The organism is Edaphobacter sp., assembly GCF_028283685.1.
Lineage (GTDB): Bacteria > Acidobacteriota > Terriglobia > Terriglobales > Acidobacteriaceae > Edaphobacter.
Genome location: NZ_JAPWKF010000004.1, coordinates 228,283 through 249,732, shown reverse-complemented (window position 1 = coordinate 249,732; position 21,450 = coordinate 228,283). Strand labels below are relative to the sequence as shown.

The 21,450-nt window shown below is 62.2% G+C and carries 23 protein-coding genes; 14 read left to right on the top strand and 9 right to left on the bottom strand.

The annotated features are described in order from the left end of the window. From queD to PW789_RS05975, 3 genes are all read right to left on the bottom strand, one after another. Entirely contained in the window at positions 1-378 is a 378-nt protein-coding gene (gene queD, locus PW789_RS05985) for a 6-carboxytetrahydropterin synthase QueD (protein WP_299372895.1), read from the bottom strand. 95 nt (positions 379-473) lie between these two features. After that, on the bottom strand, positions 474-719 hold the full coding sequence (locus PW789_RS05980) for a hypothetical protein (RefSeq protein ID WP_299372892.1): 246 nt from the start codon (positions 717-719) through the stop codon (positions 474-476). Between the two features lie 13 nt (positions 720-732). Continuing rightward, positions 733-2,796 carry a helicase C-terminal domain-containing protein gene (locus PW789_RS05975; protein WP_299372889.1) on the bottom strand — a complete coding sequence of 688 codons (2,064 nt, stop codon included), beginning with the start codon at positions 2,794-2,796 and terminating at the stop codon, positions 733-735. A 112-nt stretch (positions 2,797-2,908) separates the two neighbouring features. Here PW789_RS05975 and der point away from each other — a divergent pair, with 112 nt between their 5' ends. After that, on the top strand, positions 2,909-4,717 hold the full coding sequence (gene der, locus PW789_RS05970) for a ribosome biogenesis GTPase Der (RefSeq protein WP_299372886.1): 1,809 nt from the start codon (positions 2,909-2,911) through the stop codon (positions 4,715-4,717). A 382-nt stretch (positions 4,718-5,099) separates the two neighbouring features. Here der and trmFO read toward each other — a convergent pair whose 3' ends face one another. Further along, entirely contained in the window at positions 5,100-6,554 is a 1,455-nt protein-coding gene (gene trmFO, locus PW789_RS05965; RefSeq protein ID WP_299372883.1) for a methylenetetrahydrofolate--tRNA-(uracil(54)-C(5))-methyltransferase (FADH(2)-oxidizing) TrmFO, read from the bottom strand. Between the two features lie 221 nt (positions 6,555-6,775). Here trmFO and PW789_RS05960 point away from each other — a divergent pair, with 221 nt between their 5' ends. Continuing rightward, positions 6,776-7,468 (top strand): PEP-CTERM sorting domain-containing protein, encoded by a 693-nt coding sequence (locus PW789_RS05960; protein ID WP_299372880.1) that lies wholly within the window; start codon positions 6,776-6,778, stop codon positions 7,466-7,468. Between the two features lie 211 nt (positions 7,469-7,679). Further along, complete coding sequence (locus tag PW789_RS05955) at positions 7,680-7,889, top strand: hypothetical protein (RefSeq protein ID WP_299372877.1); 210 nt, start codon at positions 7,680-7,682, stop codon at positions 7,887-7,889. A gap of 23 nt (positions 7,890-7,912) precedes the next feature. Here PW789_RS05955 and PW789_RS05950 read toward each other — a convergent pair whose 3' ends face one another. Genes PW789_RS05950 through PW789_RS05940 form a run of 3 tightly spaced genes read right to left on the bottom strand, consistent with a single transcriptional unit; the run spans position 7,913 to position 9,135 of the window. Next, positions 7,913-8,413 carry a GNAT family N-acetyltransferase gene (locus PW789_RS05950; protein WP_299372874.1) on the bottom strand — a complete coding sequence of 167 codons (501 nt, stop codon included), beginning with the start codon at positions 8,411-8,413 and terminating at the stop codon, positions 7,913-7,915. A 22-nt stretch (positions 8,414-8,435) separates the two neighbouring features. Further along, positions 8,436-8,642, bottom strand: coding sequence for a hypothetical protein (locus PW789_RS05945; protein ID WP_299372871.1), 207 nt, complete (start codon positions 8,640-8,642; stop codon positions 8,436-8,438). Positions 8,643-8,688: 46 nt separating this feature from the next. Beyond that, on the bottom strand, positions 8,689-9,135 hold the full coding sequence (locus PW789_RS05940) for a hypothetical protein (RefSeq protein ID WP_299372869.1): 447 nt from the start codon (positions 9,133-9,135) through the stop codon (positions 8,689-8,691). A gap of 60 nt (positions 9,136-9,195) precedes the next feature. Between PW789_RS05940 and PW789_RS05935 the strand changes: the two genes are divergently transcribed. From PW789_RS05935 to moaC, 10 genes are all read left to right on the top strand, one after another. Continuing rightward, on the top strand, positions 9,196-10,482 hold the full coding sequence (locus PW789_RS05935) for a 3-deoxy-D-manno-octulosonic acid transferase (RefSeq protein ID WP_299372867.1): 1,287 nt from the start codon (positions 9,196-9,198) through the stop codon (positions 10,480-10,482). Beyond that, a complete protein-coding gene (lpxK, locus tag PW789_RS05930) occupies positions 10,479-11,531 on the top strand; it encodes a tetraacyldisaccharide 4'-kinase (protein ID WP_299372865.1) in 1,053 nt (350 codons plus the stop codon). Before PW789_RS05935 ends, lpxK begins: the two co-directional genes overlap by 4 nt. Positions 11,532-11,603: 72 nt before the next feature. Next, complete coding sequence (locus PW789_RS05925) at positions 11,604-12,635, top strand: glycosyltransferase family 9 protein (protein ID WP_299372862.1); 1,032 nt, start codon at positions 11,604-11,606, stop codon at positions 12,633-12,635. Between the two features lie 72 nt (positions 12,636-12,707). Continuing rightward, positions 12,708-13,268: an isoprenylcysteine carboxylmethyltransferase family protein gene (locus PW789_RS05920; protein WP_299372859.1), complete on the top strand. Its 561-nt coding sequence runs from the start codon at positions 12,708-12,710 to the stop codon at positions 13,266-13,268. A gap of 5 nt (positions 13,269-13,273) precedes the next feature. Then, entirely contained in the window at positions 13,274-14,149 is an 876-nt protein-coding gene (locus PW789_RS05915; RefSeq protein ID WP_367182494.1) for a DUF3108 domain-containing protein, read from the top strand. A 7-nt stretch (positions 14,150-14,156) separates the two neighbouring features. Then, the gene (locus PW789_RS05910) at positions 14,157-14,483 is read left to right on the top strand and encodes a DUF2007 domain-containing protein (RefSeq protein WP_299372856.1); all 327 of its coding nucleotides are present in this window, start codon (positions 14,157-14,159) and stop codon (positions 14,481-14,483) included. 4 nt (positions 14,484-14,487) lie between these two features. Continuing rightward, positions 14,488-15,186: a 7-cyano-7-deazaguanine synthase QueC gene (queC, locus tag PW789_RS05905; protein WP_367182492.1), complete on the top strand. Its 699-nt coding sequence runs from the start codon at positions 14,488-14,490 to the stop codon at positions 15,184-15,186. An 83-nt stretch (positions 15,187-15,269) separates the two neighbouring features. Beyond that, the gene (locus PW789_RS05900) at positions 15,270-16,472 is read left to right on the top strand and encodes a tetratricopeptide repeat protein (RefSeq protein WP_299372854.1); all 1,203 of its coding nucleotides are present in this window, start codon (positions 15,270-15,272) and stop codon (positions 16,470-16,472) included. Between the two features lie 112 nt (positions 16,473-16,584). After that, positions 16,585-17,847 carry a gephyrin-like molybdotransferase Glp gene (glp, locus tag PW789_RS05895; RefSeq protein ID WP_299372851.1) on the top strand — a complete coding sequence of 421 codons (1,263 nt, stop codon included), beginning with the start codon at positions 16,585-16,587 and terminating at the stop codon, positions 17,845-17,847. Positions 17,848-17,870: 23 nt separating this feature from the next. Then, a complete protein-coding gene (gene moaC, locus PW789_RS05890) occupies positions 17,871-18,347 on the top strand; it encodes a cyclic pyranopterin monophosphate synthase MoaC (RefSeq protein ID WP_299372849.1) in 477 nt (158 codons plus the stop codon). A gap of 6 nt (positions 18,348-18,353) precedes the next feature. On the opposite strand, the gene egtD is transcribed toward moaC, so the two are convergent. Continuing rightward, positions 18,354-19,412: an L-histidine N(alpha)-methyltransferase gene (gene egtD, locus PW789_RS05885; protein ID WP_299372847.1), complete on the bottom strand. Its 1,059-nt coding sequence runs from the start codon at positions 19,410-19,412 to the stop codon at positions 18,354-18,356. A gap of 117 nt (positions 19,413-19,529) precedes the next feature. Beyond that, a complete protein-coding gene (locus PW789_RS05880; protein ID WP_299372845.1) occupies positions 19,530-20,588 on the bottom strand; it encodes a YncE family protein in 1,059 nt (352 codons plus the stop codon). Between the two features lie 84 nt (positions 20,589-20,672). Between PW789_RS05880 and PW789_RS05875 the strand changes: the two genes are divergently transcribed. Next, positions 20,673-21,437, top strand: coding sequence for a ThuA domain-containing protein (locus PW789_RS05875; protein WP_299372843.1), 765 nt, complete (start codon positions 20,673-20,675; stop codon positions 21,435-21,437). Positions 21,438-21,450: the final 13 nt, after the last annotated feature.

The window sequence follows — 21,450 nt, the reverse complement described above, 5'->3', positions numbered from 1 at the left end:
TTACTCGTAGTAACGGGCGAAGCTCGTATCGGTCTCGTAGAGCGTGCAGTCCTTGACGCGAACGCGGCCGGAGGTCATGTCGCGAAGCTGCTTCTCGGTCTCCTGGTAGAAGTACCGGGCCAGGTTTTCAGCAGAGGGATTGATGGTCGTAAATGGCTCGAGCTCGTTGATCATCTGGTGATCGAGACGATCGACCACGGGGCGCATCACCTGCTTGAGCAGCTTGAAGTCCAGCAGCAGACCGGCCTCGTCCAGCTCCTCGCCGATGAGGGTGACGAAGACCTTGTAATTATGGCCGTGCGGGTTCTCGCACTTGCCGCGGTAGTTGCGAAGGTAGTGCCCGGAGGAGAACCCGGCTTCTACAGTGACTTCAAACATGGTGTTTCCGATACCTTTCAGCTGGCCGCGCAATGTGAAATACGCAGAAAATGACGCGGGAGGCCTTTGCTTATTGTACCGTTTCCTCGATTTTTCTACTGCTGGCGGCGCCTGCGGCGGTCTTCCTCGGCTCGCCGCTCGGCCTGCTCGAACAGCGATGACATGATGCCGGCCAGGGCAACCAGCAGAGACAGCACCAGCAGACCCAGCCCCGTCGTCCGCCAGAGCGAGATATCGCCCGGAGAGCCTGGCTGCTGCGCAATGTTGGTATAAGCCAGGCCGCAGCAGACAAGCGCAAGCACAAAGAGCGTTCCAGCGAGGATGTAAAGATTACGGCCCATCGGTGTCTCTATTCTATTGCTTCTCTGGGGCTGTCGCCTGTGGGGCGAAGAAGGCCTCGACGTCCGTGATGTCTTCCGTCATGCGATACGGCGGAAGGCTGTCGAGAAAGATGCGGCCGTAGCGCTGACGGCGGACCCGGGGATCGAGCAGCACCAGTACACCACGATCGCTTAACGAGCGGATCAACCGGCCAAAGCCCTGCTTCAGCGTAATGACGGCGTTCGGAATCTGGTAGTCGAAGAATGGCTTGCCGCCTGACTCCTCCAGCGCCCGCATGCGGGCCTCGACGACGGGATCGGTCGGCACGGCGAAGGGCAACCGGTCGATGATGACACAGCTCAGCTGCTCGCCCTGCACGTCGACGCCCTGCCAGAAGCTGGAGGTGCCGAAGAGCACGGCGTTGGGCGTATCGCGGAACTGCTGCACCAGTACATGGCGCGGCGCGGATCCGTGCAGCAGCAGCGGATAGGGCAGTTCGGCGCACATGCGCTCGTAGACAGTCCGCATCTGCGCGTAGCTTGTAAAGAGCACAAAGGCGCGTCCCTGCGTAATCTCAAGCACCCGGCGGATGCGCTCGGAGGCACGCTCGGTGAAGTCCGGCTCACGCGGATCGGGCATCGTCGGCGGGAGGTAGAGCAACGCCTGCCGCTCGTACTGAAAGTGCGACGGCACGATCAGTTCGCGCGCGCTGACCAGCCCCAGCCGTTTGCGGATGTGATCGAAGCCGCCCGAGACCGCCAGCGTCGCCGACGTCAGGACGACGCTCGAGTAGTTGGCAAAGAGCGCGGTGGAGAGCAGCTCCGAGACATCGATCGGGGTCGCCTGCAGATGCGTATTGTAGGCGCCGTGAGACTGTCCACGCGCAGCGCTGCGCACACCGCCTGTGGCGCGTCGTTCGATCCAGAAGACCGTGTTCTGGTCGGTGGATTCGAGCAGGAAGTGCAGGTGCGAACGGATGTCGGCTGCGCGCTTACGCAGGCCAGATGCCTCGTCGACATTCTTTACTCGCTCCAGCTCGCCTTCGAGCCGCGTCAGCGCATTCATCGTCGCGGTGTAATAGTCTCCGCTCTCTTCCAGGAAATCCGGCCGATTCAGGAACGGCATACGACCGACGCCGTTGCTGCTCTCAGGCAGCGCTGAGAAGAACAGGCGTGAACGATTCTGCAGCGTTCCGCAGGCCGACTCGATCGCCGCGGTCGAGGCCTGCTTCGCACGCAGCATGATCTCCACGTCGCGTACCAGCTCGTCCACGCGCGAGGTGCTGAGGCCGATACCGAAGTAGTTCGACGCGACATCCTCAAGCTCATGGGCCTCGTCGAAGACCACGGCTGCGGCCTCGGGCAGGATGCCGGCCTCTCCAGAGCCACCGGCCTGCTGCTTGATGCTGAGGTCGGCAAAGAAGAGGTGGTGATTGACGATGACGATCTCACTCTCGAGCGCCTTGCGCCGCATCGCGGTGATGAAGCAGCGCTCGAAGTCCGGGCAGGTCTGGCCGAGGCAGACCTCGGTGCGGGCGTCGATCTTGTGCCATAGCGCGGAGGTCTCGGGCAGCGCGTCGATCTCGGAGCGATCGCCGGTCTCGGTGGTGCGTTCCCAGGCAGCTATGTGATGGAACTGTTCGATCTCCTCAAGCCCGTTGAGCAGCGGATTGTCGCGCAGTGCGTAGAGCTTGTTGCGGCAAAGGTAGTTGCTGCGGCCCTTCATGTAGCAGATCTTCAGGGGGCCAAGCAGCGACTCCAGAAACGGGACGTCCTTGAAGTAGAGCTGCTCCTGCAGATTTTTGGTGCCGGTAGAGATGATGATGCGCTGCTGGTTCTCGCGGGCCTTGCGTAGCGCAGGCAGAAGATAAGCAAGGGTTTTGCCGGTACCGGTTCCAGCCTCGACAATGAGGTGACGCTTGTCGTCAAAAGCCTTTTCTACAGCGCGGGCCATCTCGTACTGCCCCTTGCGGTGCTCGAAATTCAGCGACGAGCGCGAAAGAATGCCTCCCGGCGCGAAGAAGTCGTGCAGCGACGGCAGCCGCTCACCAGGCTGGAGCGGAGCGGGAAGAATCGTGATGGGAGTAGAGGCGGACAAGGCGAAGAGGCGGCAAAAACTCTGCTGGTTTCTATAATAGACAGGTTGCGGGCGCCACCGGCTAAGTGGCGGGTTTGCAAATATCTCGATCTCACAGAAGGCTGGACCCGCCGTGGCGAAGGACGACAAGAAACGATTAGGCAAGAAGCACCGGCAGGCGAGCACACGCCCAAAGAAGGGCCGCGCCCCGAAGACAACCCCCACAACCGGTGCTGTCGCCCCCAAGGGCCGCAAGCAGCTATCGGCAAAGAAGACGATCGCGGAAAAGCTGAAGCGCGTGCCGAAGCGTTCTCCGGACAAGGAGGCACGCGTTCCACTTTCCGCGGAGACGCGGCGTCCGCCGAAGAGCGTTCGTCCGGCGCAACCAGGGCGCCTTCGGACGAATACACCCGAGGCCGAAGAGGTTCAGGAGCAGAAGGACTGGCGCGTAGCGGAGCTGGAGGCGACGCGCTACAACACGGTCGCTGACAGCGACGATGCCGTGGACACCAAGGCACCCCTGATCGCTGTCTGCGGGCGTCCAAACGTGGGCAAATCGACATTGTTCAATCGCCTCACGGGTACACGGCGATCGATCGTGGGCGATGAGCCCGGCATCACGCGGGACCGCATCTACGGCGAGATCGAGTGGGCGGGTCGCGTCGTCCGCGTGGTCGATACAGGCGGCGTCATTCCTGACGACGAAGCGTTGATCCCAAGCGAAATTTTTCGCCAGGCGCAGGTGGCGCTTGAAGAAGCTGACGCGATCATCATGGTGGTCGATGGGCGCACAGAGCTGGCCCAGCCGGACATCGAGCTCGCGCGCCTGCTGCTGCGCGGCGGCAAGCCGCTGTTTCTTGCAGTCAACAAGATGGATTCCGTGGAGCTGCTGGCCGGTGCGGAGAACTTCCGCACGCTGGGCTTTCACAACCTGCTGCCCGTTTCGGCTGAGCATGGCACCGGCATCGGCGACCTGCTGGACGAGGTCTTCGCGGCTTTGCCGGTAGAGCAGGTCAACGAAGAACCGACAGAGGTGATGCTGACCTCGGAAGACGAGATGGAGGAGGACGAAGACGGCGCACAGCCTCGCAAGCTGCGCACGCATGCGGAGTTCGTCCCTCTGGAGACGAAGATCGCTATCATCGGCCGGCCGAACGTCGGTAAATCAACGCTGCTGAACGCGCTGACCGGCACGAAGCGAGCCATCGTCTCGCCGATTGCAGGCACGACACGCGATGCAGTGGATGAGGTTGTCGAGCGCGACGGTCATCTGTTCCGCTTCGTGGATACGGCGGGCATCCGGCGCAAGGGAAAGACGAAGCTGATGGCGGAAAAGCTTTCAGTGATCATGGCTCGCAAGCACCTTGAGGCTGCCGATGTTTCTCTCCTGATCATCGATGCGACGGAGGGCGTGGCTGCGCTCGATGCAAACATCGGTGGCTACGCGCATGAGAGCGGGCGCTCGGTGGTGATCGTCGTCAATAAGTGGGACGCGGTGACGACGGGACGCACGGACGGCAAGGAGCCGGCGGACAAGAAGGTTTACGAGCAGCAGGTGCGTGATGCGCTGAAGTACCTGGATTACGCTCCGCTGCTCTTCATCTCGGCGATGGAGAACAAGGGCGTCGATCAGGTCTTCAAGAAGGTGGAGCTGGTGGCGCGCGAGCGCCGCAAGCGCGTGTCGACGGGCAACATGAACCGCTTCCTGGATAATGTCGATTTCCAGAAGGCTTCGGTTCCTATGTCGAAGCGCATCAGGATTTATTACATGACGCAGGCCGCGGTAGCACCGCCTACGTTTGTGCTGTTTACGGACAAGGACGTAAAACTGCACTTCAGCTATGAGCGGTTTCTGGCGAACCAGATTCGAGACGCATTCGGATTTATCGGCTCGCCGATCTGGTTCAAGATCAAGGCCAGGAATAAGAAGAAGGCAAACTAGAGGCCCCCTCCCCCCATTTTTCTTCGTAAAATCTTGATTCTGCGTGGCTTGAAAAAATGAAATCTCGCAAAATCTTGATTACAGGCCATTTAGATATCAAATTCTTGATAAGAAAAGAGATAGCCCGGGACATTGATCCGGGCTATCTCTCTTTGGTCCCTGTATCCAGGATTGGCTCTGCATCCAGTATAGGTGGTTCGGCGGAACTGATCGGCATCCTCTAACGCTATTGGATTGATAGCGTTAGGGGAATTCGTTCCTTGACAGGCGTACGGCTTCGACAGCCTGGGGATCGCGCCATGGCAGCGTCGGGCTGATCAAGGCCCAGATGGCCAAGAGCGCGACGTAGCGTCTCCCACCACAAGATACGTGGATCGCCCCATCAGGCCTGCTGCAACCATTCACTCCACGCCTCGATGGCGCGTTCGCACTGGATGCGGTGACGTTCTTTTTTGTCGCGGATCTTTTTGCGGAGTTCCTCTTCGAGCGGCACCAGCAGGTCGAAGGTGATGTTGGCGGGCTGGAAGGTTTTGGCTTCGCTGTGGGTGATGTAGTGGGTGAGCGAGCCGTTGGCGGAGAGGCGCGGCGCGGGGATGGGCGTGCGGCCCTGGGCGAGGGCGGCGGCGAAGCGTCCGGCGAGCATGCCTCCGGCGATGGATTCGGTGTAGCCCTCGACGCCCGAGAGCTGACCGGCGATAAGGACGTTGGGGTGGTTCTTCAGCTGCAGGGTTTCGGTGAGCACCTGCGGGGCGTTGACGTAGGTGTTGCGGTGGATCTGGCCGTAGCGGAGGAATTTTGCGTTCTCGAGGCCGGGAATCATGCGGAGGACGCGGGCCTGGTCGCCGTACTTCATGTGGTTCTGGAAGCCGACGAGGTTGTAGGAGTCGGCGCGGAGGTTCTCCTGGCGAAGCTGGACGGCAGCGTAGGGCCAGCGGCCGGTCTTGGGGTTGGTGAGGCCCGCGGGCTTCATGGGGCCGAAGCGGAGGGTGTCGCGGCCGCGGCGGGCGGTCTCTTCGATGGGGAGGCAGCCGTCGAAGTACTTCGGTTGCAGGTTGTTGGTTGGGACAGAGGGTGTCGGCTGTCCGGTTGCGGGGTCGGCGCCACCGACGGAATGCGGGGGGTCCTCGGCTCGCTGCGCGAGCTCGGAATCACGGATCTGTGAATTGGTGGGGATCTGCTCCCACTCTTTGGCGGGGACGGTCTCGGCGGCCATAAGGGCGTCGAGGAAGGCCTCGTACTCCTCTTTGGTGAAGGGGCAGTTGATGTAGTCGGCGGTGCCCTTGTCCCAGCGAGCGGCGAAGTAGACCTTATCCATGTCGATGGTGGAGGCATCGACGATGGGGGCGATGGAGTCGTAGAAGGCCAGCTGCGAGGCTCCGGTGAGGCGCTGGAGCTCGGCGGTGAGCGGCGGTGAGGTGAGAGGGCCGGAGGCGAGGACGATGATGGTGTCGGGGTCGGTCTCGTCGAGCGCGGTGACCTCTTCGCGGACGACGGTGATGCGCGGGTTCTCGTCGATGAGCTTGTGGACGCGGGCGGAGAACTCGGTGCGATCGACGGCGAGAGCGTGGCCGGCGGGGACGGCGGTGGCATCGGCGGCGGCGAGGAGGAAGGAGTTGGCGCGGCGCATCTCCTGCTTGAGGAGCCAGGGGGCGGAGTTTTCGCTCTCGGACTTGAGGGAGTTGGAGCAGACGAGCTCGGCGAAGCTGGAGGTCTCGTGAGCCTCGGTGGAGCGGGTGGGGCGCATCTCGTAGAGGGTGACCTCGCAACCGAAGGATGCGGCCTGGAGGGCGGCTTCAGGGCCGGCGAGTCCGCCGCCGATGACTTTAATCTTCTTCATTGCTTCTATTGTCTCGCGGATGGGGACGGGAGCGCCGCGTGCCGGCGATGGCATCGAGATGGGCGGCGGCGTGGAGTTGCCAGAGTCGCGACATGGGGATATCTTTGCGCGTGGGTCATCTTCCCCTTTCCTGACAATTCTCAAAATATCTGTTGGGCCTCCTCCTGATTTACCGGGCCAGCCTGTTGGGTTACGCGAAAAATTTTGGTTAAGGAGTTCCTATGCTTCAGAGACGTTTCTCTTACGGGAGATCGCTTTTACTGGTTGGTGCGATGGTCTGCGCTTCGTCCGCAGCTTATGCCGACCAGTTCAGCTTTTCGTTCAACGGCGGGGGCCTGAGCGGCTCCGGTGTCATCGATGTTTCGACCGTTCCTGTACCGGGGGTTCCGGGGGGATATCAGATCACGGGTATTCAGGGAACGTTCAGCGATACAAACAACGGAATCTCGAATGCGGCGATTACGGGACTGGTCACGACGACACTGCCGAGTGTGAACATGGACGGCACGTTCCTGCCTCCCGGTTCGCCGGGGAGCGGATACGGTTTTTCGTGGGACAACCTGTACTATCCGGGGGGTGACTCGCCGTGGGTGTGCCCTCCGAACCCCAACGAAGATCCTTATCCCTTCCACGGCGGCGTGCTGGATATCTACGGCCTGCTCTTCACGGTTGAGGGGGGTTATGCGGTGGACTTGTGGAGCAACGGCGTTCTGCCGGGGTACACGGACCCGACGTATGGCGTGGGCGACTCGCTGAATGGAGAGGTGCTTTCAACCTATGGCGAGCCTTTCTCGGGAACGAGCGTCGATGTGAGCACGACGGCGACGCCGGAGCCGGGATCGCTGCTGCTGCTGGGGACGGGAGTGCTGGGCGTTGCGGGATCGGTGCGGAGACGGCTGATGGCATCGCGTTGAAGGAGTAGCTGATCCGGTTGAAGGAGCGCTGATTCATCTGCGGCTTCGAGCCAGCGGGGCCGCAGATGGCATTGATCTTCTTCTGGGTCTTATGGGATCTTCCGGGCGGCCCGACTATGGATTCAAAGAGCGAATCCGGGAACCGGCGTGGGCCGGCATGCGTACTCTTCTCCCAAGGCGCTTCTGGTTACGCGCCGACACGAGGGGCATTATGCTTTGCCTGATCCTGCTGGTCCTCTTGCTGAGCCGCCGCTGCTGGTGCAGTTACGGCTACTATCCCCGTTATTACGGGCCTTACCGCTATCCCTATGGAGCGTATACGCCGTACGACCCGTACTGGCATGCACGGCATTACGGGTATTACGGGGGATATTACGGACACTGGGGATACTGGCATCCCTATCGCAGGTGCTACTGGTAAGTCGCGGCGAACCTGCGGTGATGTTAGTTTGCTGAGACGGCGAGGGCTTTGAGGGCCTCGCCGTCGATGCGCATGATGCGCCACTCGTTGAGCATGTTTGCGCCGATGGATTCGTAGAAGTCGATGGCGAGCTGGTTCCAGTCGAGGACGTGCCACTGGAAGCGGTCGCCGCGTTCGAGGGTGATCTGCGCGAGGCGGGTGAAGAGAGCCCTGGCGATACCGCGGCGGCGAAATCCGGGGCGGACGAAGAGGTCTTCGAGATGCACGCCGGCGTTGCCGCGCCAGGTGGAGTAGAAGGGAAAGTAGAGCGCCATGGCCGCCGGCTGCCCGTCCCATTCCGCGATGAGGCACTGAAAGACGGGGCGCGGGCCAAAGCCATCGCGGAGGAGGTCTTCGGCGGTGGCAACAGCAGCTTCAGGCTGCTTCTCGTACTCTGCGAGCTCGCGGATGAAGGCGAGCATCTCGGGGACGTCGGTGGGCGCGGCGGGGCGGATGCGGAGAGAATTTTTCTGTTGGTCGGTCATGGTGCTACGACCAGTTTAGCGGCTACTGCTTTTGAGACGGCTTCGGCTTTGCCGTGGCGCTGAGCCACTTGTCGAAGGGGATGGAGAAGGCGAAGAGCTCCTTGCCTCCCTTGAGGCGGATCATTTTGATGTAGATCTCGGCGCCTTTGAGGGGAGAGGTGTTGATGTCGTCCTGCAGGTCCTTGACGTCGTAGAAAAGATAGCCGGCGAGGGTGGTGTGCGGAGCCACGGTGGTGGATTTGAAGCCGAAGTCGTCGTCGTCCTGGGTGATCTTCTTATCGATGGGTGCGTGGTGGATGGGAAACGGGATGAGGGGGACCTTGGTTCCCTTTGGCCTGCTGGGTGCTGAAGAGGCGGCGGTTGATGTCTTCAAGATTGGCCGCGGGGAACTTCTCGTGATCGGCGGTGATGAATTGCATGCGCACATCGTTGAGGTCGAGCGCGGAGTCGGAGTCGTTGGTGACGATGATGCGGACCGGGATCATCGAGTGGCGGATGTAGGGCAGGCGGAAGAAGTCGCAGTCCTTCGATTCGGTACAGGGATCGATGGCGATGGAGACCTTCTCTTCGGGGTGCGCGTCGAAGGCCGGGTACTGGCTTGCCGGATTCGCGGGCGGCGCCTTCTTTCCGGCGAGCGCGGGCGTAGCGGTAAGAGCAGCCACGAGCATCAGCGCCTGAAGGCGCAGAATCCTTTGCAGCAGAGGGGTCTTGTGGGAGTTCATCGGCAAGTTGATTATCATCTTCGCTGGCGCACCTGGTAAAGCACGGGGGAGAGGGTTCGATTGATTCTGGCGGTTTATAGCGTTCTGCTCGCGGTCGCTCTGGTGATCGGAGCTCCGTGGTGGCTGGCGCGGATGACGACGAGCGGGCGATATCGTGCGGGACTGACACAGCGGCTGGGAAGAATTCCTGCAGAGGTACGCGAGGCGGTCGCAGGCAAGCAGGTGATCTGGCTGCACGCCGTGTCGGTGGGAGAGGTGCTGGCAACCAGCGAACTGGTGCGGCAGCTGCGCGAGGCGCTGCCAGGATGGGTGATCGCGGTCTCCACAACCACTGAGACGGGACAAAAGCTGGCGCGTGAGCGATATACGGGTTCGCCGGTGTTTTATCTGCCGCTGGATTTTGCCTCGCTCGTGCGAAGATATCTTCACCTCCTCAGACCCAACCTGCTCATCCTGATGGAAAGTGAGCTGTGGCCGAACCTGATGAATGAGTGCGCGAGGAGCGGTGTGCCGGTTGCCGTGGTGAATGCGAAGATCTCGGATCGTTCGCTGCCACGCTACATGCGGCTGAGGCGACTGTGGCGCCCCCTGCTCAAGAATGTTTCGCTGTTCCTGGCGCAGAGCGAGGAGAATGCTCGCCGCCTGGTGACGATTGGCGCTCTGCCAGAGCGCGTGCTGTCCCCGGGCAATCTGAAGTACGACGTGAAGGCTCCGGAAACCAGCGCGATGACGATCCTGCTGAGCGGCTCACTCTCCGATGGAGCGAAGGTGCTGGTTGCGGGGAGCACGCTGGAGGGCGAGGAGGCGATGCTGCTGGCGGCATGGCCTGCCGTGCTTGAAGCGGTGCCCGATGCCGTGATGGTGCTCGCGCCGCGGCACACTCCGCGGTTCGATGCCGTGGCCGCTCTGGCGGAGTCGCACGGCATCACGCCGGTTCGTGCGAGCCGGATGAAAGAAACGTCACAGAAGATTGCGCCGGGCAGTGTGGTGCTGCTGGATACGATCGGCGACCTGGCCTCGGTTTACTCGCTGGCGACGGCGGCGTTTGTTGGAGGCAGCCTGGTGTCGTGGGGCGGACATAATCCGCTGGAGCCTGCGCGGTTCGGCGTGCCTGTCGCGGTTGGTCCGTGGACACATAACTTCCGCGAGATCGTTGAGGCGATGCGCGCCGAGGACGCGATCCTGATCGTTGAGGAGAGCCGCTTGCCCGAGGAGCTGGCAAGGATGCTGCGTGGCGAGGAGCGGGATCTGGGCGAGCACGGCAGGAAGGTCTTCGAAGCGCAGGCAGGAGCGACGGCACGTGTGGCCGAGGCGTTGCTTGCCCTGCTGGACCGGAGCGCGGCATGAGCGTTCGCAGGCCGTGGCTGATCCCGCTCACGCCACTCTACAGTCTTGTGGTTGTGGTGAAGCGCCGCCTCTACCAGTGGGGATGGGTCAAGCAGAACCGGTTGACTGCGCCGGTGATCAGCATAGGAAGCGTCTCGGCGGGGGGAGCGGGCAAGACGCCGTTCGTCGCCATGCTGGCGACGATGCTGCAGAGCCGCGGCTATGCGGTCAGCATCCTGACGCGGGGCTATGGACGCACCTCGGAGCTGATTGAGCGGGTGGAGCCGTACGACGACCCGTTGTGGCATGGAGACGAGCCTGTGCTGCTGGCGCAGAGCTGCCAGGTGCCGGTGTGGGCGGGCGCGGATCGCTACGAGGCAGGATTGCGGGCTGAACAGGATAAGCCAAAGGAACGGATCGCAGTTCACCTGCTCGATGACGGGTTTCAGCATCTGCGGCTGGGGCGAAGCGTGGATATCGTGCTGCTGACCGTAGAGGATACGGAGGATGTGGTTCTGCCTGCGGGCAATCTGCGCGAGCCGCTTCATGCGCTGCGCGATGCAAGCATCGTTGTCATCCGCGAGGACGAGGAGAAGCAGCTACGTCAGGAGTTGGAGGAGCTGCGCGAAGAGAGCAGCGACACCGAGGGTGGATTCAAGATCTGGGTAATCCGGCGATCTCTGTCCCTGCTGGAGGGGATGGAGACGATTCTGCCGACGACTCCACTGGCCTTCTGCGGCATCGCTCGTCCGGAGAACTTCACCAAGATGCTGATCACCTCCTGCTATGAGCCGATGGAGACGATGGCGTTTCCCGATCATCATCCGTACAGCGAAGAGGACGTCACGCGGCTGGTGGATCGCGCGAGGCAGATCGGCGCCAATGGATTTGTGACGACGGAGAAGGATGCGGTGAAGTTCACGCCCAAGATGCGGACGCGGCTGGCTGAGATCGGGCCGCTGATTATCGCCAAGCTGAGGGTCACGCTGGTGTCCGAGAAAGAGGCGTTTGGGCAGCTGGTGGGTCTGGCGACGGATCTCGATCGCCGGAAAAACCGGGAACGGCGCTAAAACCCTCTCCCCGCGTGAGAAAATGTGAGGGTTTTGACGACTGGGAACCATAAAAGAGACGGCAAGCGGAGGGTGTTGATCGTCCGTGTGGGGGCGATGGGCGATGTGCTGCATGCCATGCCTGCCGTGTCTGCGATGCGCAGAGCTCACCCCGACTGGTGGATTGGCTGGGTGATTGAGCCACGCTGGATGCCTCTTCTCTGCAACGCGATGCCGGACCGGGGGATGCCGGAGCGCGGCGGTTCGATGCCGCTTGTGGATGCCGTCTACCTTGCCCAGACGAGGAACTGGAAGCGGCACCCCTTCTCCCCCCAGACGATGTACGACATCAAGCTGCTTCGCGGGAAGCTGCGCGGGGACCACTACGATCTCTGCGTCGATATGCAGGGTTCGATCCGGTCGGCAGTGATTGGCCGGATGGCGGGGGCAGACGAGTTTGTGGGCGAGGCGAATCCGCGGGAGCGACCGGCGGCCTGGCTCTACCACCGGAGTATTCGTACCGGCGCATCGCACGTGATCGAGCAGGGCTGCGAGCTCCTGGGCACGGCGATCGGGGAGACGCTTACACCGGCGCGGGTGGAGCTTCCGCTGGAGGCACGGGCCGAGGAGCGCTGCCTGCCGTTGCTGGAATCGGCGAACAACATTGTGCTGATCGCTCCGGGCGCGGGATGGGGCGCCAAGCAGTGGCCGGCGGAGCGGTATGGCGCCGTCGCAGCCGGTCTCGCGGCGCAGGGCTATCGGGTACTGGTGAGCGCCTACAGCAGCCGCGACGCTCTTGGACAGGCCGTGGTGGAAGCGAGCCACGGTGCGGCGTCGATCTTTCCAAGCAACCTGGCGGAGCTGATCGCGATTACGCGACGGGCCTCGCTGGTGATCGCGGGCGATACGGGGCCGCTGCACCTGGCGGCTGCTCTGGAGAGGCCGGTGGTGGCGCTGTTCGGCCCGACGGACCCGGCACGCAATGGGCCGTACGGCACGCGGTCGCGGGTGCTGCGGCATGGACCGGAGCGTCGCGACCACCGCAGACTGTCGGACCCGGAGGAGGGGCTGCTGGCAATCACGGTGGAAGAGGTCATCGAAGCGGCGGTTGAGATGCTCCGCTGAGGTATTCCGTCGATGTGCTTCGTGCATGTTCTACGGGCGACGCACAGGACACAGGACAGGTAAGGTAGAGAAGTGAGCGAAAGAACCAGATGGCAGCGCATCGCCCGGCGAATCCGGGTACCGCTGGGATTCCTGTTTGCGGCGGTATTTCTGTGGCTGGCCCGTCCTACCTGGCAGACGATGCTGCTGAGCCTTGCGCTGGTGGCGCCGGGGGTGTGGCTGCGCGGCTATGCGGCGGGCTATGTGAAGAAGAACGCCGAGTTAACACGGACCGGGCCATATGCGCATACGCGCAATCCGCTGTACCTGGGGTCGATGCTGATTGCCTTCGGCTTCGCCGCGGCAGCAGGCAGCTGGGTGATCTTTTTGGCGCTGGCAGTGCTGTTTCTTGCGATCTACCTGCCGACGATCCGCTCGGAAGAAGCCTACCTGCGTGAGCACTTTGCGGACTTCGACGAGTATGCGAGCCAGGTGCCCCGGCTGCTGCCACGGTTGACGGCGGCAAAGAGCAACCTGCCGCCGGGAAGGTTCTCGCGCGAGCGGTACCTGCATCACCGCGAGTACAATGCCCTTATGGGAGCCATCGCCATTTATGCGGCGCTGGCTGCACGTCTCCTCTTCCTACGGCACTAGGCGGACTGACGTTACCGAATTTCACACCGAGCGAGCCGCCTCTGCCGAAACGTTTAACGGTCCTTGTCTTTGCCATCACCCTGGGCCTGGGGTGTGTCTCTTCGCCTGCGCAGACCCAGCAGCCGCCGAAGGAGACGCTGAAAGACTCGATCCGAGACCGCTTCTTCCCTGCGCCGCAGCCGGTGACGATCCCGACGCTGGAGCCGCCACCCGCGAGCTATACCTTCCCGACGAAACAGACGCTGACCTACACGGTGGACTGGCGGGTCTTTACAGCCGCAGTGGCATCTTTTCAGATCGAGCAGCAGGGGACGACGCAGAAGATCACCGCTTCGGTGGACACGGTAGGCGGCGTCACCATGCTGTTCCCGGTGATCGATCGCTTTCAATCGAGCCTCGATACCAAGTCGGGCTGCTCGGCGGGCTTCTCCAAGCAGACGCAGGAGGGCCGGAGAAAGATCTCCAGCGACCTGACATACAAGGACGGCAAGCAGACGCTGGTGGAGCGCAATCTGGTGAAGGGGACGTCGAAGACGCTCTCCGCCCCGATCCCGGCCTGCGTCATGGATTCCCTCTCCGGGATCTTCTACGTGGGATCGCAGCCGTTGACGGTGGGACAGAACTTCCGGTTCCCGCTGGCCGACTCCATGCGGACGGTTACGGTGACGATGAAGGTGGAGGCGAAGGAGGAGATCAAGACTCCCGCCGGCACCTTCCAGACGGTTCGGGTGCAGCCCACAGCAGATGAGGGTGTGGTGAAGAACCGGGGAAAGATCTGGATCTGGTACACGGACGATGCCCGCCATATGCCGGTTCAGGTGAGGGCGAGCCTTTTCTGGGGAACTATTACGGCGCGGTTGCAGTCTTATGAGACAAAGTGAGGTGCTTATGTCCGACGAGATGAACAAGCCCAGGAAGATTGCGGTTCCGGAGACAGAGGCAGCGCCGTTCGAGTTCGATCCGGAGCAGTATGTGATGATTGCCCGCTACCTGATGCCCGCAGAGGCGCAGATGGCAAAGGGCGTTCTTGAATCGGCGAGCCTGGAGTGCTTTCTGCACGGCGAGAACGCGAACAGCCTGGTGCCACCGGCGTTCCGGTCGCGACTGATGGTTCACCGCAAGGACGAGGAGGCGGCGAAGAAGCTGCTCGACACTCCCGCGGAGATGACGGCAGGTGTAGGTGATGATGCAGGTGCAGGTGACGATGAAGAGTGACGTGATGCGCCCGCGCGCGGTATTGTGCCTGTCCGGCGGCATGGATTCGACCGTGTGCGCCGCGCTGGCGGCGAACGACTACGAGGTCTACGCGCTGCATTTCAGCTATGGCCAGCGGACAGAGGCCAAGGAGCTGGCTTCGGCCCGCGAGATCGCCCGGCTGACCGGGGCTAAGGAGTTCATGCCGCTGAAGATCGACATCTTCCGGCGAATTGGCGGATCGGCGCTGACGGACAGCTCGATTGCCGTGCCGGACGCCCCGGCGGAGGAGTCGGCGATCGGCACAGAGGTTCCGGTCACCTATGTGCCGTTCCGCAATGCGCATTTTCTGTCGGCGGCGGTGAGCTGGGCGGAGGTGGTGGGGGCCAGACGGGTATTTATCGGTGCGGTGGAGCAGGACAGCTCGGGCTACCCGGACTGTCGTCCAGCGTACTATGAGGCATTCAACCAACTGATTCAACAGGGGACAAAGGAAGGCGATATTCGGATCGAGACGCCTCTTATCCACTTGAAGAAAAGTGAGATCGTTCGTCTTGGAGTTGAATTGGGCGCTCCGTTCCATGTAAGTTGGTCATGCTATTCCGGCGAAACCGAGGCTTGTGGCGTCTGTGAGAGCTGCGTTCTTCGCCTGAGGGCGTTTCGTGAGGCCGGCGGCGTTGACCCGATACCCTACGCCGGCCAGAAGTCTGCATCCAACGGTTAGTGGTATGCCTGTTGGACGCATGAAAAGAACCCGGTCCGCGTGGGCGGCCGGATAAAAAAGATCTGAAACCAGGAGAACGGAAAGTGATCAATCGTATCGGAAGAAAGATGAGCGCCGGCCGAGGAGCGGCTCTCGCTCTGGTCTTCGCACTGGGAGCATCGTTGTCGGCCAAGGCGCAGCCTGCTCCGGCCAGCATTCACGGTCATGTGAACAACCCGATCGGATCAGCGATCACCAAGGGTGAGGTTCGTCTGACCCAGGATCGTAGCGGCGATGAAAAGAGCCGGAAGTATACGAACACCTTTCCGATTGACACGAACGGCGACTTCAAGGGCACCGGCATCGCTCCGGGAAGCTATGTAGCCATCGTTTATGTCGATGACAAGAGCATCGATTTCCAGGACAACGTCACCTTTGCCGCCGGCGAAGACAAGATGGTGAACTTCGATATGAGCCGCAAGGAGTACATCGACAAGATGACTCCGGAAGAGAAGAAGCAGCTCGAAGAATTCAAGAAGAAGAACGCCGATGTAACGCAGGCCAATGCGAAGATTGCCAACCTGAATGCCCTGCTGACCCAGGCTCGCGCCGATACGAAGGCCGGCAACTTCGACGCCGCCATTTCGTCGATGCAGCAGGCGACCACCGCAAAGCCCGATGAGGGCATCCTGTGGGTGGCGCTGGGCGATGCGCAGCTGGGTTCGGCCGATGCCGCCGCCAAGGCAGCCAAGGCCGCCGGCAAGCCAGCCGATCCTGCCGTCCAGGCGAAGTACACCGAGGCAGCCGCGTCGTACAAGAAGGCCGTGGACGCCAACGCCGCTTCGAAGAAGCCGAACCCGGAGACCACTGCAGCGGCCTATAACCAGATGGGTCAGGCTCTGGCCAAGAGCGGAGACGGCAAGGGCGCGGGCGATGCTTACGAGCAGGCCGCCAAGGCCAAGCCCGACAACGCAGGCATGTACTACTACAACGAAGCTGCGACCCTGTATAACGCCGGCAAGCTGGACGATGCCGCTGTTGCTGCAGACAAGGCCATCGCGGCCGATCCGAAGCGCGCCGATGCTTACTACATCAAGGGTCAGTCCCTGATTCCGAAGGCATCGGTCGACCCGAAGACGCAGAAGATCGTTGCGCCTCCGGGATGCGTTGAGGCCTACCAGGAGTTCGTGGATCTGGCATCCGCGAATCCGGCGGAGCAGGCTCGTGTCGAAGAGGTGAAGGGCATCCTTACCGGTATCGGCGCGGAGATCAAGTCGAGCTACAAGGCCACCAAGAGCAAGAAGTAGGACGAACACAGCAGAACCGCAGAGGCCTCGGCAATATGCCGGGGCCTTTTGCTTGGCAGCAGGGCTTTTCCTGGGAGAAGCTTTGCCTGGGAATGGAAGAAGGAGCGGCAAGATGAGATCGGCGGAGGCACGGGACGCAGGACAGCAGGAGCGGGTGCTGGGATTCGACCAGGCACTGGAGACGGTGCTCGAAAAAGCACATACCGTTCGCGGCCGCGAGCCGGAGAGCGTGGACCTGCTGGCATCGCTGGGGCGGGTGCTGGCAGAGCCGGTCTGCGCGGACCGCGATCAGCCTGCGTTCGACCGCTCGACGCGTGATGGGTACGCAGTGCGCGCTGGTGAGACGGCTGACGGCGCGTGGCTGGCGGTGGTGGGACAGGTGCGCGCGGGAGAGTTCTGGAACGGCAGCCTGCAGGCGGGGTCGGCGATTGAGATCATGACAGGCGCACCGGTGCCTGCGGGGGCCAATGCCGTGGCGATGCTGGAGCATGTGGAGCGGGATGGGCAGAGGATTCGCCTGCTTGCAGCAAGGACACTCACTGCAGGAGAGAATGTGGTGTCACGGGGCAGCGAGGCACACGAGGGCGATGAGTTGCTCTCAGCGGGGACGGTGATGGGAACGGCGGCGATCGCGCTGGCGGCCTCGTGCGGCGTGGGAAGACCGAAGGTCTTTGCGAAGCCCCGTGTCTCGATCGTGGCCACGGGAGATGAGCTGGTGGATCTGTCGGAGATTCCTGGCCCGGCACAGATTCGCAACTCGAACAGCTATGGGCTGGCGGCGCTGGTTGCAGAGGCAGGCGGGACGCCTCGGCAGCTTCCGGCGGCGAGGGATAACCTTGAGGATCTGCGACGAGCGATTGTGGATGCGCGGAAGGCAGACCTGCTGCTGCTCTCGGGCGGCGTCTCGATGGGCGAGTATGACCTGGTGGAAGATGTCCTGCTGGAGATGGGCGCGGAGTTCTTTTTTACCGGGGTGCGGATGCAGCCGGGCAAGCCTGTGGTCTTTGGGCGGCTGCCGGAGCGCGACGGCATGGCGGAGATCTTCTTCTTTGGCCTGCCGGGCAATCCGGTCTCGACGCAGGTGACCTTCACCTGCCTGGTGGAGCCGCTGCTGCGGTCGATGCGCGGAGCGGAGGCCGGTCTTCCCTGCTTTGTGTATGCGTCGCTGCGCCACGATGTCGATGGCCGCGCGGGGCTGACGCGAGTGTTGCCAGCGAGGCTGCATGCGACGAGGACGACAGCGGAGGTGGAGCTTGTGGTGTGGCAGGGCTCGGGCGACATGGCGGCGAATGCGCGCGCCAACTGCTATGCCGTTCTGCCGGAGGGGATCGCGCAGTTCCGCCGTGGCGATCTGATCACGATCCTTGTGAAGTAGGCTGGTGGAGGAGACCGATCACAGTGAGTAAGCTTTCACACTACGACGATGCAGGACAGGCGCACATGGTCGACGTGAGCGCCAAGCCGGATACCCGGCGGGAGGCCAGGGCGCGAGCCTTCGTGGAGCTTTCGGAGGAGGCGCTGCAGGCGCTGCCCGCGAACCCGAAGGGGAATCCGCTGGAGGTCGCCCGGTTTGCAGGAATCCAGGCGGCGAAACAGACGTCATCGCTGATCCCGATGTGCCATCCGCTGGCGCTGAGTTTTGTCGAGGTGACGGCCACCATTGCTGACGGCGGCGTGATGATCGAGACAACTGCCGCGACGGTGGCAGGCACCGGTGTGGAGATGGAGGCGATGGTCGCAGCGTCTGTGGCCGCGCTGACGGTTTATGACATGACGAAGGCGCTCGATAAGGGCATTCGCATCCGTGCCGTTGAGCTGATCTCGAAGAGTGGCGGGAAGAGCGGCGAGTGGCGCCGACCTTCCGAGAAGATCTAACGCGCGTTAGATTGCGGTTGCGAGATTGACGGCGAAGAGCTCTGCTGCATCCTGCCATGTCTCGGCCATGGCGAAGCCAGCCGACTCCAGTAACGCCTCTACGCGTGCGCAGGTGAATTTGTAACTGTTTTCGGTATGAATGCTCTCGCCTTCGCGGAAACGCACCGTGAGCTGAGGACCAGCGCAGTTGGCGGGGATGGTGACGGTCTGCGCGTGACTGGCGACGAGGTGCATCTCGATGCGGGACTCGGCGGCGTTCCAGATGGCGCGGTGCGCAAAGCACTCGGGGCGGAAGTTGGCTCCGAGGTCGCGATTGATGCGGGCGAGGACGTTGCGATTGAAGGCGGCGGTGACGCCGGAGCGATCGTCGTAGGCGGCCTCGAGCATGGAGACCGACTTGGAGATGCCGGGCGCGAGATCTGTACCGAGTAGCAGCTTGTCACCGGGCAGGAGCTGGGCTCGCAGATTGCGGAGAACGTCGCGAGCATCATCGGGAGAGAAATTGCCGATGCTGGAGCCGATGTACAGAGCGAGGGTGCGGGTATGGGGCAGGCGGTTGAGGGGCAGTGGCTCGGAGGTGTAGTCGGCCACCTGACATCGTACGGTGACACCGGGGATGTTGGAGCGGATGTTTTCGGTTGCGGCAGCAAGGGCCGACTCCGAGACATCGACGGGCTGATAGACGACGCTGCTCTGGTGACGCACGGCGGCTGCGAGGAGGATGCCGGTCTTGGTAGCCGTGCCTGCGCCGAGTTCGATCAGCGTGAGCATGGGGGCGGGATCGGAACCGGAAGACTCGGCGGCGCGGGCGATGATCTGGTCGGCGTGGGTGGCGAAGAGGCCGCGCTCGGTGCGAGTGAGGTAGTACTCGGGCAATTCGGTGATCTGCTCGAAGAGGTAGGACCCGTCGATGTCGTAAAAGAGCCAGGGCGTGAGGGTCTTTGGGGTGGAGGTCAGACCGTTGCGCACCTCGGATGCGATGGCGTGGTGGACAGATGAGGTCGGAGAAGGCTCAGGACATGGCGTCTGCGACTCTAAATCTAATGCGGCTGAGGATACGGGCACGATTCAGTTCCCTTCGCTGGATGGTGCGGCCTAAACCGCTCTGCATTTGGATGCACGCTCTACGTCTAAGGTCTCCGTCGCAGACAGGATACTGACAGTACGCTGTCAGCATAAGACTTATTCCCCCTTTAGAGGGGTATAAGAGGTACCCGAAAGATTAATCGCGAAGGCCGTGTGGGTCACGGGATGGATCGCGACCGCGTAGGGATGCTCGTCCACGTGGAGGCGACGGACGACCAGGCGCTTGCGAAGATCGATGACGGTCACCTGGTTCTGCTGCGGACTGGCAACGTAGAGCAGCCCTTTATCGCGATCGAGTGCGAGCGATTGCGGCCTTGCTGCAACCGGTATGGCGGCAATGGGTTGCTGGTGATGGACGACCGTTACGGTACCGTCGGAGTAGTTGGCGACGTAGAGTTCATCGCGCGTGGCATCTTCGACGATGGCGCAGGGCATGGCGCCAGTCGCGATGGTGTGAATGCTATGCGTTGTGAGATCGACGGCGGCGATGCTGGAGTCCTGCAGATGGGAGACGTAGAGGGTGGAGCCGCTGCGGGCGAGCCCCCAGAGGTGCATGGCTCCGGCAGGGATCTTTGCAGTGCTGCCATCGGCGGGGTTGATCTCCGTCAGACTGTCGCTCTCGTAGCCGAGCAGGTAGATGCGGTGACGGTCGCTGTCGACCATGACGGCATCGGCGGAACCCACCTTGAGATTGCTCGCGGTGTCGGTTGCGCCGTCGATCACGGTGAGCATATTCGAGAAGGTGTTGGAGACGTAGATCTTGTTCTCGACTTCATCGACTGCGATGGCGTAAGGGCGTGCGGCGGTGGCAACCGTTGCGATGACGTTGCCTGCGTTGCCATCGATGACGGAGACGTTCTTCGAGCCGGGATTGACGACGTAGACTCGGCCGGTGCGGTTGTTGACGGCGACGGCATCGGGACGCTGCCCGACGGGAATCGAAGAGACCTTGCCGCCTGCTGAGATGAGCGTGACCGCATTGTGCGAGGTATCGACGAGATAGAGGGTAGCGTTGACGGCGTTGTAGGCCGAGGCGTTGCGATTCACGAGGCCGGCCTGCGGAGAGAGCGCCTGCGCGTGGAGCGCGAGCGAGAGCATGGTGGAGGCAACGAAGCACGAGGCTGCGGCGCAGAATCGCTTTTGCAACAAGGCCATGATGGCCATCTTCGGGCATAGCGATGAGAGTTGTCTAGAATGGAAGCCGGTCCGATTCCCACTTCGACTCCAATGATGAAAACGATGCTGCGCTGTGTTCTGAGTCTTCTGCTGTGCCTGCCTCTGCTGTGCCGTATCGCCGAGGCGCAGCCACCACGCTTTCGCGTGCTGGCCTTCTATTCGGAGACCGTAGAGCACGATCATGTCGACTTCGCTCACCAGGCGATCTCGTTCTACACCGAGGCTGCCAAGCGCGGAGCGTACCGCTTTGAGACGACCAGGGACTGGGACGACATGAACGCCACGAAACTCGCCGGGTACCAGCTTGTTGTCTGGCTGGACGATTTTCCGCATACGGCGGCGCAACGTGCAGCGTTCGAAGCGTACATGGAGCACGGTGGAGGCTGGCTGGGCTTTCATATCGCCGCATACAACGACAGCGGAACCAGATGGCCATGGTTCGTCAGCTTTCTTGGCGGCGGCGTGTTTTATGGGAACGAGTGGCCACCGTTGCCGGCGACGATCAACGTGGACGATCCGCAGCATCCATTGACGAAGAGCCTGCCGAAGAGCTTTCTCTCTCCGCCGAACGAATGGTATGTCTGGAAGCCTTCGCCGCGCGAGAACAAGGACGTGAAGGTGCTGCTGACGCTTGCGCCGTCGAACTATCCCATCGGGATGAAGGACGTGCTGACGGCGGGCGATCTGCCGGTGATGTGGACGAACACGCGCTACCGCATGCTGTATACGAACATGGGGCACGGCGACCGCATCTTCACCAGCGAGACCCAGAACAAGCTGCTGGAGGACTCGCTGGTGTGGGTGGCGACGATGAAGCAGGGACGCTGAAGGATCTTAGCTC

Bases quoted from the DNA above. Each gene is read 5' to 3' on its own strand.
- queD (WP_299372895.1), bottom strand. From the start codon at position 378: ATGTTTGAAGTCACTGTAGAAGCCGGGTTCTCCTCCGGGCACTACCTT.
- PW789_RS05980 (WP_299372892.1), bottom strand. From the start codon at position 719: ATGGGCCGTAATCTTTACATCCTCGCTGGAACGCTCTTTGTGCTTGCG.
- trmFO (WP_299372883.1), bottom strand. From the start codon at position 6,554: ATGAAGAAGATTAAAGTCATCGGCGGCGGACTCGCCGGCCCTGAAGCC.
- PW789_RS05960 (WP_299372880.1), top strand. From the start codon at position 6,776: ATGCTTCAGAGACGTTTCTCTTACGGGAGATCGCTTTTACTGGTTGGT.
- PW789_RS05955 (WP_299372877.1), top strand. From the start codon at position 7,680: ATGCTTTGCCTGATCCTGCTGGTCCTCTTGCTGAGCCGCCGCTGCTGG.
- PW789_RS05950 (WP_299372874.1), bottom strand. From the start codon at position 8,413: ATGACCGACCAACAGAAAAATTCTCTCCGCATCCGCCCCGCCGCGCCC.
- PW789_RS05940 (WP_299372869.1), bottom strand. From the start codon at position 9,135: ATGAACTCCCACAAGACCCCTCTGCTGCAAAGGATTCTGCGCCTTCAG.
- lpxK (WP_299372865.1), top strand. From the start codon at position 10,479: ATGAGCGTTCGCAGGCCGTGGCTGATCCCGCTCACGCCACTCTACAGT.
- PW789_RS05910 (WP_299372856.1), top strand. From the start codon at position 14,157: ATGTCCGACGAGATGAACAAGCCCAGGAAGATTGCGGTTCCGGAGACA.
- queC (WP_367182492.1), top strand. From the start codon at position 14,488: ATGCGCCCGCGCGCGGTATTGTGCCTGTCCGGCGGCATGGATTCGACC.
- glp (WP_299372851.1), top strand. From the start codon at position 16,585: ATGAGATCGGCGGAGGCACGGGACGCAGGACAGCAGGAGCGGGTGCTG.
- PW789_RS05880 (WP_299372845.1), bottom strand. From the start codon at position 20,588: ATGGCCTTGTTGCAAAAGCGATTCTGCGCCGCAGCCTCGTGCTTCGTT.
- PW789_RS05875 (WP_299372843.1), top strand. From the start codon at position 20,673: ATGCTGCGCTGTGTTCTGAGTCTTCTGCTGTGCCTGCCTCTGCTGTGC.